Below are 11,928 nucleotides of genomic sequence, written 5' to 3'. Positions count from 1 at the left end.
TATGGCTGGATCTGGGACTAAGGGCCTCGCGCCGACGCGACGCGCGGCGCTGACGCTGATCGGGGCGGGAGCCCTTGCAATGAGCAGGATCGCCTCGGCGCGTGCGGCGACCGACGACAACGAGGTGCTGACCGAAGCCAAGGTGCTGCGCGATCCCGACACGCCCGTCGCCGGCAATCCCAACGGCAACGTCACCATCGTCGAATGGTCCGACTACAATTGCCCCTATTGCCGCAAGCTAGAGCCTGAGCTGCGCCAGGTCGTCCAGGACGACGGCAAGGTGCGGCTGGTGATGAAGGATTGGCCGATCCTCGGGCCGGTCTCGGTGACGGCGGCGCGGACCGCTCTCGCGGCAAAATTCCAGGACAAATACCATCAGGCCCATGACGCCTTGATGGGCGTCTCTTCGCGCCTGACCGAGCCGCGCATCAACGAGCTGCTGGCGGCCGCCGGCGTCGACATGGACCGCCTGAAGCGCGATCTCGCCGGCCATGGCAGCGACATCGACGCGCTGCTCAAGCGCAACAACGAGCAGGCCGAAGCCTTCGGTTTCAGCGGCACCCCGTCCTTCATCGTCGGCAAGTACCGCGTCCCCGGCGTGCTCAGCATGACCGAGTTCGAGCAGGTCATCGCCGATGCGCGCAAGGCCAAGATGAACTGAGGCGCGCAGCGTCGGTCGCGGCCAACACAAAGGCGCCGCCGCGGAGCTCGCGACGGCGCCTCGTTCATGATACGGCGTCGGTTACTTCGACGAGATCCGGACCCAGTCCTTGTGCGCGCGGTCGCGCAGCGCGTCCCAGTCGGCCTTCGCGACATCCCAGTTCACGATGGTGCGATTGCTCGTCGCGACCTCGCCATTGGCGACGGATGAGGTCTGCATGGAGTCGTAGACGTAGACGCCGCCGGCAAGCAGCAGGGCGCCCAAAATCATCCCAAAAAACGTCCTCATAGCGAACCTCCGGTGACGCGCCGATAACGTCGGCACGGCGCGATGGTTCCGCGGCCATGCGGCGCATCTAAGGACAGGTTGTTCATTTTCCATTCAGCCACTGCACCAGCTCCGCGTTGATCTCGCGCGGATAGGTGTGGCTGAGGTCGTCGATCTCGCGATAGGTGACATCAGCGCCAGCCGCTGCGAGCGCGGCCTGGGTCTGGCGCGCGGTCTGCACCGGAAACATCCAGTCGAGCTTGCCGTGGGTGATGAAGATGGGCAGACCTTGCAAGCGCGCGGCGTCCGCCATCTCCGCCATCAGCGGATGGAAGGTTGCGGAGACCGGCGCCAGATGGGTGAAGGGCGAGGCGCCCTCGAGGCCGCTGACGTAGCTGAAGGTGCCGCCGTCGCTCATGCCGGTCAGCAGCATGCGCGAGGCGTCGATGCTCCAGCGGCCGCGCACGGTTTCGAGGATACGCATGAGATTGGGCGTATCGGCATCGTCGCCCATCAGCGCCCAGGTCGGACCGGTCGCGGTGGGCGTCACCAGGATCGCGCCAAGGCTGCGGGTGTCGCGCAGCCAGCTCCACAGGAAACCGCGTCCGTTGCCGCTGCCGCCATGCAGCGCCATCACCAGCGGCATGGCGCGTTCGGGCGTATAGTACTCAGGCACATAGACCGAGAAGCCGCCGCGGCTGCCGGGTTCGTTGTGATCGTGGAAGATGCCAGTATTTTCGTTCGCGCCGACTTCGAGCCGCCACAACAGATCCGCATTTTCGCGATTGGCGGTGTTGAGGAAGAAGCTGCTTACGGGAGGAAACTGCATCGCCAGGGGATAAAGCGCCTCCTGCGCGCGCGGCACGTGGCGCAGCGCGCGGAAGACGGCGACGAGATCGCCATTGCCGCGCTCGACCTCGCGGATTCCGGCAAAGGCGGCGAGCGTCTCGCCGCAGGCGCGATCGAGCCGCTCGCGGAGGCCCGCGAACTGCTCTGGCCACTCTCCATTAGCCGCGTGTGCCGCTTGCAGCGCCTCATCCGGTGCGCCGATCGCGTTCATCACGGTAGCGAACGCCGGCGGATGCAGATGGCGTTGGAAGAAGCCGAGCGCTTCCAGCGCATTGAGCAGCGGCGGCAGCACGGCCACGATGTCGTCGATCACGGCCTCGCTCATCGCGGCTTCCTTCAGCGTGGGATCAATGCAGCTTCGGCGCCTTCAAGAGCTTGAAGCGATCGGTGGAGGTCACCGTGACGTCGAAGGTGACGCCTTGGTGGTGCACGGTCAGCGGCACGTCGACGCCGGCGGCGCCGAGTGCCCACATCTTCTTGTAGAAGGCGGTCTGGCTCGTGACCTTGTCCCCGTTCACGGCGAGGATGATATCGTCGGTCTTGAGCTCGGCGCGCGCGGCAGGACCGTTGGGGGAGATCCCGATCACGACCACGCGGTTGTCGATCTCGGTCGAGTAGAGCCCGAGCCAGGGCCGCGCCGGCTTGTTGACCCGACCGAACTTGCGCAGATCGTCCAGGATCGGCTTCAAGAGGTCGATCGGCACGACCATGTTGACGTGCTCGGCCTTGCCGTCGCGCTCGCGTTCCAGCTGAAGCGAGCCGATGCCGATCAGCTCGCCGCGCTCGTTGAGCAGCGCCGTGCCGCCCCAGTTCGGATGCGCAGGATAGGTGAAGACGGCTTCGTCCAGCAGATATTCCCAATAGCCGGCGAATTCCTGCTTGGCCACGATCTGGCTCGCGACCGAGCGCGTGCGACCGCCGGCGCCCCCGACCACGACGCGGTCGCCGATCCGGGTTTCCGCCGAGTTGCCGAGCGGCAACGGTTCGACGTCGAGCTCACCGAGGGCTTGCACCAGGCCGAAGCCGGTTTCGGAATCGAAACCGAGCGCGTGGCCTTCGACCACCCGCCCATCGCTGAGGTGCAGCCACACCGATTCCGCTTCGGTGATGAGATAGCCGATGGTGAGCACCAGTCCGTGATCGATCACGACGCCGTTGCCGGCGCGTTCGGTGCCCAGCGTCTCGGCGCTGAAGGCGTCCGGCGGGACGATAGCGTGCAGGCCGACGACGGACGCGAGCGCGCGGTCGAGATCGAAGCCGTAGTCGCTCGCACGCGGCTGATTGGCCGGCGGCACTCTCCATTCGGTCAACGCGGGCATGGAGTTCTCCTGGTCTTTCCTTGGCGCTTTGACACACCTCTCGCGCACGAGAAGCGCCGCGCTAAATCAAAGACAATCTAAGCCGCAAACGCCCGCCTTTAAAGACCGCCATGCCTTTGTCGGTCGGGAAATGCAGAAATTCTGGACCGATCGCGCCCTGTAGGTCCTGGTGTCCGCGCGAAAAGACGTTGTCGACCCAGAGTGGCAAGCGTATCGTTCGCCGTCTGTGGAACAAGCCATGAGCGATGACAAGAACTTCGATCGGCTAACTTTGGAAAATGCACTGGCCGAGCTGGGCCGCAGGGCCTTCGCCGCAGGCCGCACCGTCGAAATCGTCGTCTACGGCGGATCGGCCCTCCTGCTGACCTTGAATCGTCAGATCAACACCGGAGACGTCGATGCGGTGTTTGAAGGAAACAAGGATTTCATCAAGCGACTTGCGACCGAGATGGCGGAGGAGTTCGGCTGGGACGAAAACTGGTTGAACGACGGTGTGAAGGGGTGGCTGAGCAAGAGAGACGCGGATCCTGACGTGAAGGCTCTATTCAAGACCTACCCCACCGAGGATCAGCCGGGCCTGCGCGTCTATACCGCCAGACCGGAATACTTGTTTGCCATGAAGTGCCGCGCGATGCGTGTCGGCGGTGTCGAAACGAACTCGGACATTGACGACATCAAGCTCCTCGCCCACGCGATAGGCATCAAGACTAGCCAGGATGCACTCACGTTGGTCGAAAAATTCTATCCGCAGAATGCGCTTCAGCCCAAGACCCGATTGGGTCTCGAGGAGATTTTCTCAAATCTCGAGACTGGGCCCGAAGGTGATCGCATGCCTCCGTCGAGCCAACCATGAACCTGTTCGGCAAGAAGCCCGCAACGCTGAGTGACGTCGTTCGCCGCGTACAGGCTGGCGAGCAGAAGTTCGATCCGTCGCTCCGCGAATTTCTCGATTGGTTCTACATGAACCCGAACGCACGACAGCAGGCCATCGAAGAACGACCCGCTTCCATCGACGCTGTGCACGACGCCTATACGGCGGCCGTGGCGGAGCACCTTGCGCGCGTTTACGGATTACAGATACCGGAATGGACCGAGGTTCACGGTAATGGGCTTCGCGAGCCCTTCTTCGCGGGCGGTCTACAATCTCTGAAGGGGGTGCTGGTTGCCGAGAGTCCGACGGCCTTCCGGCGACGCCTCCTGTTCGTGAGTAAAGACGCGCTGTCGAGGCCGAGAATGTAGTCACGCCATGATTTGTGCGGCCAGTCGCCTTGGGTCGTGCTGTGAGACCCTGCCGGGCCGCATGGCTGGTGTCCCTGCCGCTGCTAGGCGCCGTACCATGAAGCTGCTAACCATTGCCGCTTCGTTTGACCAAGAGAGATCACGGATCGAAGCATGGACAACCGCAGCGACATCTGGCGTGGCATCGACACGATCAAGGCGCGTTTCATCGACCTCAGCGACAAGGTGTGGGGCATGCCCGAGGTGTGCTACACCGAGGCGCGGTCCGCCGCCGAGCATCTCGCCGAGCTGCGTCATCAGGGCTTCCGCATCACCGAGAACGTCGCCGGCATTCCGACCGCGGTGATGGGCGAGTGGGGCGAGGGCGGTCCGATCATCGCCTTCATGGGCGAATATGACGCGCTGCCCGGTCTCAGCCAGGAAGCGGGTGTCGCCGAGCATCGTCCGATCGAAGCCGGCGGGCACGGCCATGGCTGTGGTCACAATCTGCTCGGTTCCGCCGCGCTGCTCGCCGCGACCGCGGTGAAGGACTGGCTTGCCGAAAACAAGATGCCCGGCCGCGTGCGCTATTATGGCTGCCCGGCCGAAGAAGGCGGCGCGGCAAAGGCCTTCATGGTGCGCTCCGGCGCGTTCGAGGACGCCGACATCGCCATCACCTGGCATCCGCACAGCTTCTGGGAGGTCGCGGTGACGCCGTCGCTCGCCAACACGCGCGCGGACTTCATCTTCACCGGCCGCACTTCGCATGCCGCGGCCTCGCCGCATCTCGGCCGTTCCGCGCTCGATGCGGTGGAATTGATGAATGTCGGCGTGAACTACATGCGTGAGCACATGCCGAGCGATGCGCGGGTGCATTACGCGCTGCTCGACACCGGCGGCATTGCGCCCAACGTGGTCCAGGCCCATGCGCGGGTGCGCTATTCGATCCGCGCCCGTGACCTTCCCGGCATGAATGAGCTGGTCGGACGTGTGAGCAAGATCGCCGAGGGCGCGGCGCTGATGACCGAGACCAAGGTCGAGATGAAGATCATCTCCGCGGTCTCCAACATCCTGCCGAACACGCCGCTGGAGCAGGCGCTGCACCGGGTCATGGAAGAGCTCGGACCGCCGCATTTCGACGATGCCGACAAGGGTTTTGCCAGCCAGATCCGCGCGACCTTGAGCGACAAGGATATCGCGTCGGTCTATTACGCGATCGGCATGGAGCAGACCGATCGGCCGCTGGCCGACTTCCTGGTCCCGCTCGATGCCAAGCGCAACCCGCTGGTCGGCTCGACCGACGTCGGCGACGTCAGCTGGGTGGTGCCGACCGTGCAGGTTCACGCCCCCACGGTTGCAATCGGCACGCCGTTCCACACCTGGCAGGTGGTGGCGCAAGGCAAGAGCCCGCATGCCCACAAGGCCATGGTGCAAGCCGCCAAGGCGATGGCCGGTCTCGGCATCAAGGCGCTGACAGATCCGGAACTGATCAAGGCGGCCAAGGCCGACCTGAAGAAGCGGACGGCCAAGACGCCGTATGTCTGCCCGCTGCCGGATCACGTCGAGCCACCGCTCGACATGTCCGTCGCATAGAATTTCGCCTCCACACTTCGTCTGATGCTGCGAACAAATTTTCCGCAGTGCAGCGTGCAATCCAGCATGTTTTGATGCTGGATTGCCGAACGGATGGGCTGCAGAACGCAGTTTTGCCCAACAGACAGCCAGAAGACCGTTTGCATACACACGGTCCCAGTTGACGCGCCCCCCATTCGGTGTGCCATCTACTGCCAGCCAATTGGGCGGCCAGCTTTCACGGCCGTCCTCATCACTATGGGAACCAGACGGGGGACAACCATGCTGGATAAAGAACTGCGTTCGATGATCGGCGAGGTGAAGGATGGGCGGATGGATCGCCGCGCTTTCATCACGCGCATGGCCGCGGTCGGTCTCACCGCCCCGCTGGCCAACCAGATCCTCGCGCTCGGCGGCGTCGCCATGGCCGAGGGTGCCTCGACCTACAAGCCGACCAAGCGTGGCGGCGGTGGTGCGCTGAAGCTGCTGTGGTGGCAGGGCCCGACCTTGCTCAATCCGCATTTCGCCACCGGCACCAAGGATCAGGACGGCTCGCGCCTGTTCTACGAACCGCTCGCCTGCTGGGATCCGGACGGCAACATGAAGCTGGTGCTGGCGACCGAAATTCCCTCGATCCAGAACGGCCTGCTCACCGCCGACGGCAAGTCGGTGACGTGGAAGCTGAAGCCCGGCGTGAAGTGGCATGACGGCAAGCCGTTCACGGCCGACGACATTGTCTTCACTTGGCAGTATATCAAGGATCCCGCGACGGCGGCCGTGACCATCGCAAGCTATCGCGACATCACTGTCGAGAAGATCGACGATCTCACGGTCAAGATCACTTTCCCGAAGCCGACACCGTTCTGGGCGGACGCCTTTGTCGGAGCCCCGAACACCATTCTCCCCAAGCACCTGTTTGCCGACTACACGGGCAGCAAGTCACGGGAAGCGCCGACCAACCTCTCTCCAGTCGGGACCGGTCCCTACAAATTCGTCGAGTTCAAGCCGGGCGATCTCATCCGCGGCGTGATCAATCCCGACTATCACATGGCCAACCGGCCCTACTTCGATACGATCGAGATGAAGGGCGGCGGTGACGCCGTCTCGGCCGCGCGTGCGGTGATCCAGACCGGCGAATATGATTTCGGCTGGAACATCCAGGTCGAGGATGACGTGCTGCTGCGTCTGGAGAAAGGCGGCAAGGGCAAGACAGTGTATGCCGTGGGCGGCGACACCGAATTCATCGCGCTCAATTTCACCGACCCGAACGTCGAGGTCGACGGCGAGCGTTCGTCGATGAAGACCAAGCATCCGCTGTTCTCGGACCCTGTCGTGCGCAAGGCGCTGTCCCTGCTGGTCGACCGCGAGTCCGTCAAGAAGGCGATCTACGGCCGCGCCGGCCGCACCACCTCCAACTTCCTCAACGGCCCGGAGAAGTTTGTTTCCAAGAACACATCCTGGGAATTCAACATCGAGAAGGCCGCCAAGATGCTCGACGACGCCGGCTGGAAGCCTGGTGCCGACGGCATCCGCGAGAAGGACGGCAAGAAGCTGAAGATCCTGTACCAGACCTCGATCAATGGTCCGCGCCAGAAGACCCAGGCCATCGTCAAGCAGGCCTGTCAGAAGGCCGGCATCGAGGTCGAGCTGAAGTCGGTGGTGGCATCGGTGTTCTTCTCCTCCGACGTCGCCAACCCCGACACCTATCCGAAGTTCTACGCCGACATCGAGATGTTCCAGATCCCGCTCAGCCAGCCGGATCCGTCGCAGCACATGCGCCGCTACCTCTCCACCAGCACCGCGACCAAGGAGAACAAGTGGCAGGGCACGAACTTCCCGCGCTGGGTCAACAAGGACTATGACGCCGCGATCAACGCGGCCGACATGGAAATGGACCCGGTCAAGCGCGCGGCGCTCTACATCAAGGCCAACGATCTGATGTGGGAAGACACGGTGTTCATCCCGGTGCAGCATCGCCTAAAGGTCGAGGCGGCGGCCAACAATCTGCGCCCGGTCGTGTCCGGCTGGGCCAACGAAACCGACAATCTGTTCGACTGGTACCGCGAGGAATGATCCCCCAACTCTAGACGGGGCCTTCCCTCATGAGCCAATACGTCCTGCGTCGCCTGATGATCGCGATTCCGAGCCTGCTCGGAATCTCGGTCGTGCTGTTTGTCGTGCTCGCGCTTGCGCCTGGCGATCCGTTCTCCGAACTCGCGACCAATCCGAACGTGCCGCCGGAAGTGCAGGCGGCGCTTCGGGCCAAGTTCGGCCTCGACGATCCGATCCACCTTCGCTACCTGCACTGGCTCAACGCCATGCTGCACGGCGACTGGGGCTTCTCCTTCGTCAGCCGGATGAACGTCGACACGCTCATCCTCCAGCGCCTGCCGGCCACGCTCTACGTGATCGGCTCGGCGCAGATCCTGGCGCTGCTGATCGCGATTCCCGTCGGCGTCTATGCGGCCACGAAGCCCTATTCGCTGTTCGACCAGATCGCCAACACGCTCGCGTTCGTCGGCTTCTCGCTGCCGACGTTCTTCACCGGCATCCTGTTCATCCTGATCTTCTCGGTCACGCTGGACTGGCTGCCGTTCGTCTACACCACCGACATCAAGGGCACCGGCATCCACTGGGTGCTGGAGATGATCCGTCAGGCGATCATGCCGGTGGCGGTGCTCGGCCTGTTCCAGGCGGCGTCGATGACGCGTTTCGTGCGCTCGGCGATGCTCGATGTGATCCGGCTCGACTATGTCACCACCGCCCGCGCCAAGGGGCTCGGGCAGGCCAAGGTCATCGTCAAGCATGTCATGCGCAACGCCATGATTCCGGTCGTGACCTTGATCGCGCTGCAGATGCCCGCGGTGTTCGGCGGAGCCATCGTCACCGAGCAGATCTTCCGCATTCCCGGCATCGGCTCGCTGCTGATCTCCTCCATCCTTTCCAACGACACGCCGGTGGTGATGGCCGTCACCTTCGTCTTTGCGTGTCTCGTCGTGCTGTTCAATCTCATCGCGGACGTGCTTTATGGCTGGCTTGACCCTCGCATCTCCCTCCGCTGAGCGGCGCGTCTACTCGCCCTGGCGCGAGACGTGGCGGCGCTACAGCCGCCACAAGCTTGCCGTGGTCAGCGCGTTCCTGCTGCTCGTTCTGATCCTGGCAGTGGTGCTCGGCCCCCTCGTCTGGCGGGTCAAGATCGACGACATCGACATCGTCGCGGGCATGCAGGGGCCCTCGCCGGCGCATCCCTTCGGCACCGACGATCTCGGGCAGGACATCCTCGCCCGCATGATCTATGGCGGGCGCATCTCGCTCGCGGTCGGCCTCGCCGCGATGCTGGTCTCGGTCTTCGTCGGTGTGCTGATCGGCGCGCTCGCCGGCATGTCGCGCGGTGCGCTCGGTCACGGGCTGATGTGGCTGACCGATCTGTTCCTGTCGCTGCCGCAATTGCCGCTGCTGCTGCTGCTGATCTATCTCTTCCGCGACGGCCTGAAGGCCGCGTTCGGTCCGGAGGGCGGCATCTTCATCCTGATCGTGCTCGTGATCGGGGGGCTGCGCTGGATGCCGGTGGCGCGGCTCGTGCGCGCCCAGTTCCTGTCGATCCGCGAGAAGGAGTTCGTCGAGGCCGCGCGGGCGCTCGGGGCCAGCCCGGTGCGGCAGGTGGTGAAGCACATCCTGCCCAATGCGCTCGGTCCGGTGATCATCGCCGGCACCATCGACGTCGCCGCCGCCATCATCGCGGAATCGACGCTGTCCTTCCTCGGCCTCGGCTTTCCGCCCGACACGCCGACCTGGGGCCGGCTGCTGTATGACGCCAAGGACTTTCTCGACATCGGCCCGCACTGGGCGCTGTTTCCGGGCGGCGCGATCTTCATCGCGGTGGTCGCCATCAACTTCATCGGCGACGGTCTGCGCGACGCGCTCGATGCGCGACGGGTGATCTGATGGCGCCGCTGCTCGAAATCAAAGGGCTGAAAACCCACTTCTCCACGGACGACGGCATCCTCCAGGCCGTCGACGGCGTCGACATCTCCATCAACCGGGGCGAGACGCTCTGCGTCGTCGGCGAATCCGGCTGCGGCAAGACCGTCACCGCGATGTCGATCCTGAAGCTGATCGCGATGCCGCCGGGCCGCATCGCGGCGGGTCAGATCATCTTCGAGGGTCGCGACCTCGTGCCGCTGACCAGCAACGAGCTCGACGAGATCAGGGCCAAGGAGATCGGCTTCATCTTCCAGGAGCCCATGACCTCGCTCAACCCGGTGCTCACCGTCGGCGAGCAGATCGCCGAAAGCCTGCGCCGCCACGAGGCCGTGACCAGGAAGCAGGCGCTCGATCGCACCATCGAGATGCTGAAGCTGGTGCAGATCCCCAACGCCGAAGGTCGCGTGCACAATTATCCGCACCAGTTCTCCGGCGGCATGCGCCAGCGCGTGATGATCGCGATGGCACTCGCCTGCAAGCCGAAGCTGATCATAGCCGACGAGCCGACTACCGCGCTCGACGTCACCATCCAGGCCCAGATCCTGGATCTGCTCCAGGACATGAAGGAGCGCTTCGGCATGGCGGTGATGCTGATCACCCATGCCATGGGCGTCGTCGCCGAAACCGCGCAGCGCGTCGTCGTGATGTATGCCGGCAAGGTGGTCGAGGAAGCGCTCGTCGACGATCTGTTCGGCAATCCCGGTCACCCCTATACGCAAGGGCTGATCCGCTCGATCCCGCGCATCGATCTCGACAGCGAGCACAAGACGCGGCTCGAGGCGATCGGCGGTTCGGTGCCGATCCTGATCAATCCGCCGGTCGGCTGCCGCTTTGCGCCGCGCTGCAAGTTCGCCATGAACGTCTGCACCGAGAAGGAGCCGTTGCTGCGCGAGATCGCACCCGGCCATCGCATGGCCTGTCATCTCGGCGATACAAATCTGGGAGGCGCGGCATGAGCGAACCCTTGCTGCAAGTCTCCAACCTGAAGAAGCACTTCCCCGTGCTCGGCGGCCTGCTGTCGCGCCAGGTCGGCACCGTCTATGCGGTCGATGGCGTGTCGTTCTCGGTCAATCGCGGCGAGACGCTTGGTCTCGTCGGCGAATCCGGCTGCGGCAAGTCGACGACGGGGCGCTGCGTGCTGCGCCTGATCGAGCCGACCGACGGCGAGGTCACTTTCGACGGCCAGGACGTGCGCAGCCTCGGCGGCAACGACCTGCGCGCGATGCGGCGCAACATGCAGCTGGTGTTCCAGGATCCGTTCGCCTCGCTCAATCCGCGCATGACGGTCGGCGCGATCCTCGGCGAAGCCTTCACCATCCATAATCTGGCGACCTCCGCCAAGGAGCGAGAGGAGCGCGTGGCGGGCCTGCTGGTCAAGGTCGGGCTCAAGGCCGAGCATATGCGGCGCTATCCGCACGAGTTCTCCGGCGGCCAGCGCCAGCGCATCGTGATCGCGCGCGCGCTGGCGGTCGAGCCAAAGCTGATCGTCTGCGACGAGCCGGTCTCGGCACTCGACGTGTCGATCCAGGCCCAGGTCATCAATCTGCTGGAAGACCTCCAGGCCGAGCTGAACCTCACTTATCTCTTCGTCGCGCACGACCTCTCGGTGGTCGAGCACATTTCCGACCGCGTCGCGGTGATGTATCTCGGCCGCATCGTCGAGCTGGCGAAAGCGAGCGATCTCTACCGCAACCCGCAGCATCCCTACACCAGGGCGCTGCTGTCGGCGGTGCCGGTGCCCGATCCAAAACTCAAGCGTGAGCGCATCCGCCTCAAGGGCGACGTGCCGAGCCCGATGAAGCCGCCGTCGGGCTGTCACTTCCACACCCGCTGCCCGATCGCGCAGCCGCGCTGCGCGGAAAGCGCGCCCGTGCTGAAGGAAGGGGCGGGCGGGCATTTCGTGGCGTGTCATCTGGCCTGAGGCTCCGAAAGCGAAGGCGGAAGCGTGCCCACGATTCTGAAGACGTGGGCACGGCGCTGTCGCGCCTTTGCCCACCCTTGTATTAGCGCGCCGGATTAGAATGGCCTGGTTCCGTGAGGAATGGCCCAGCCCGGGTG

The 11,928-nt window shown here is 64.3% G+C and carries 12 protein-coding genes; 9 read left to right on the top strand and 3 right to left on the bottom strand.

Annotated elements, in window-relative coordinates:
* Nucleotide 1: 1 nt before the first annotated feature.
* Nucleotides 2-661 carry a DsbA family protein gene (locus XI03_RS18695; RefSeq protein WP_271592898.1) on the top strand — a complete coding sequence of 220 codons (660 nt, stop codon included), beginning with the start codon at nt 2-4 and terminating at the stop codon, nt 659-661.
* Between the two features lie 81 nt (nt 662-742).
* Here XI03_RS18695 and XI03_RS18690 read toward each other — a convergent pair whose 3' ends face one another.
* The 3 genes from XI03_RS18690 to XI03_RS18680 all read right to left on the bottom strand — a co-directional run bounded on the left by XI03_RS18690 (nt 743) and on the right by XI03_RS18680 (nt 3,096).
* A complete protein-coding gene (locus XI03_RS18690; RefSeq protein ID WP_008142940.1) occupies nt 743-949 on the bottom strand; it encodes a hypothetical protein in 207 nt (68 codons plus the stop codon).
* 82 nt (nt 950-1,031) lie between these two features.
* Complete coding sequence (locus tag XI03_RS18685; RefSeq protein WP_271592897.1) at nt 1,032-2,102, bottom strand: phospholipase; 1,071 nt, start codon at nt 2,100-2,102, stop codon at nt 1,032-1,034.
* 22 nt (nt 2,103-2,124) lie between these two features.
* Nucleotides 2,125-3,096 (bottom strand): S1C family serine protease, encoded by a 972-nt coding sequence (locus XI03_RS18680; RefSeq protein ID WP_271592896.1) that lies wholly within the window; start codon nt 3,094-3,096, stop codon nt 2,125-2,127.
* Nucleotides 3,097-3,334: 238 nt separating this feature from the next.
* On the opposite strand from XI03_RS18680, the gene XI03_RS18675 reads away from it, so the two are divergent.
* From XI03_RS18675 to XI03_RS18640, 8 genes are all read left to right on the top strand, one after another.
* Nucleotides 3,335-3,949, top strand: a complete 615-nt coding sequence (locus tag XI03_RS18675; protein WP_095425137.1) for a hypothetical protein — start codon at nt 3,335-3,337, stop codon at nt 3,947-3,949.
* The gene (locus XI03_RS18670; protein ID WP_049801875.1) at nt 3,946-4,335 is read left to right on the top strand and encodes a hypothetical protein; all 390 of its coding nucleotides are present in this window, start codon (nt 3,946-3,948) and stop codon (nt 4,333-4,335) included. The genes XI03_RS18675 and XI03_RS18670 overlap by 4 nt, the downstream gene beginning before the upstream one ends.
* A 153-nt stretch (nt 4,336-4,488) precedes the next feature.
* Nucleotides 4,489-5,907 carry a M20 family metallopeptidase gene (locus tag XI03_RS18665; RefSeq protein WP_212429382.1) on the top strand — a complete coding sequence of 473 codons (1,419 nt, stop codon included), beginning with the start codon at nt 4,489-4,491 and terminating at the stop codon, nt 5,905-5,907.
* A gap of 261 nt (nt 5,908-6,168) precedes the next feature.
* On the top strand, nt 6,169-7,959 hold the full coding sequence (locus XI03_RS18660; protein WP_271592895.1) for a peptide ABC transporter substrate-binding protein: 1,791 nt from the start codon (nt 6,169-6,171) through the stop codon (nt 7,957-7,959).
* A 29-nt stretch (nt 7,960-7,988) separates the two neighbouring features.
* A complete protein-coding gene (locus tag XI03_RS18655) occupies nt 7,989-8,948 on the top strand; it encodes an ABC transporter permease (RefSeq protein ID WP_018316290.1) in 960 nt (319 codons plus the stop codon).
* Nucleotides 8,914-9,831, top strand: a complete 918-nt coding sequence (locus XI03_RS18650; protein ID WP_271592894.1) for an ABC transporter permease — start codon at nt 8,914-8,916, stop codon at nt 9,829-9,831. The genes XI03_RS18655 and XI03_RS18650 overlap by 35 nt, the downstream gene beginning before the upstream one ends.
* Entirely contained in the window at nt 9,831-10,826 is a 996-nt protein-coding gene (locus XI03_RS18645; RefSeq protein ID WP_028139905.1) for an ABC transporter ATP-binding protein, read from the top strand. The genes XI03_RS18650 and XI03_RS18645 overlap by 1 nt, the downstream gene beginning before the upstream one ends.
* Nucleotides 10,823-11,791: an ABC transporter ATP-binding protein gene (locus tag XI03_RS18640; RefSeq protein ID WP_018316287.1), complete on the top strand. Its 969-nt coding sequence runs from the start codon at nt 10,823-10,825 to the stop codon at nt 11,789-11,791. Before XI03_RS18645 ends, XI03_RS18640 begins: the two co-directional genes overlap by 4 nt.
* Nucleotides 11,792-11,928 lie beyond the last annotated feature (137 nt).

This window comes from Bradyrhizobium sp. CCBAU 65884 (genome assembly GCF_028128835.1).
GTDB lineage: Bacteria > Pseudomonadota > Alphaproteobacteria > Rhizobiales > Xanthobacteraceae > Bradyrhizobium > Bradyrhizobium ottawaense.
The sequence above is the reverse complement of the archived record's forward strand: the minus strand, read 5'-3'. Positions and strand labels throughout refer to the sequence as shown.

Excerpts from the sequence above, each read along its gene's own strand:
- XI03_RS18690 (WP_008142940.1), bottom strand. The coding sequence starts at position 949 with ATGAGGACGTTTTTTGGGATGATTTTGGGCGCCCTGCTGCTTGCCGGC.
- XI03_RS18675 (WP_095425137.1), top strand. The coding sequence starts at position 3,335 with ATGAGCGATGACAAGAACTTCGATCGGCTAACTTTGGAAAATGCACTG.
- XI03_RS18645 (WP_028139905.1), top strand. The coding sequence starts at position 9,831 with ATGGCGCCGCTGCTCGAAATCAAAGGGCTGAAAACCCACTTCTCCACG.
- XI03_RS18695 (WP_271592898.1), top strand. The coding sequence starts at position 2 with ATGGCTGGATCTGGGACTAAGGGCCTCGCGCCGACGCGACGCGCGGCG.
- XI03_RS18655 (WP_018316290.1), top strand. The coding sequence starts at position 7,989 with ATGAGCCAATACGTCCTGCGTCGCCTGATGATCGCGATTCCGAGCCTG.
- XI03_RS18670 (WP_049801875.1), top strand. The coding sequence starts at position 3,946 with ATGAACCTGTTCGGCAAGAAGCCCGCAACGCTGAGTGACGTCGTTCGC.
- XI03_RS18640 (WP_018316287.1), top strand. The coding sequence starts at position 10,823 with ATGAGCGAACCCTTGCTGCAAGTCTCCAACCTGAAGAAGCACTTCCCC.
- XI03_RS18680 (WP_271592896.1), bottom strand. The coding sequence starts at position 3,096 with ATGCCCGCGTTGACCGAATGGAGAGTGCCGCCGGCCAATCAGCCGCGT.
- XI03_RS18650 (WP_271592894.1), top strand. The coding sequence starts at position 8,914 with ATGGCTGGCTTGACCCTCGCATCTCCCTCCGCTGAGCGGCGCGTCTAC.
- XI03_RS18660 (WP_271592895.1), top strand. The coding sequence starts at position 6,169 with ATGCTGGATAAAGAACTGCGTTCGATGATCGGCGAGGTGAAGGATGGG.
- XI03_RS18685 (WP_271592897.1), bottom strand. The coding sequence starts at position 2,102 with ATGAGCGAGGCCGTGATCGACGACATCGTGGCCGTGCTGCCGCCGCTG.
- XI03_RS18665 (WP_212429382.1), top strand. The coding sequence starts at position 4,489 with ATGGACAACCGCAGCGACATCTGGCGTGGCATCGACACGATCAAGGCG.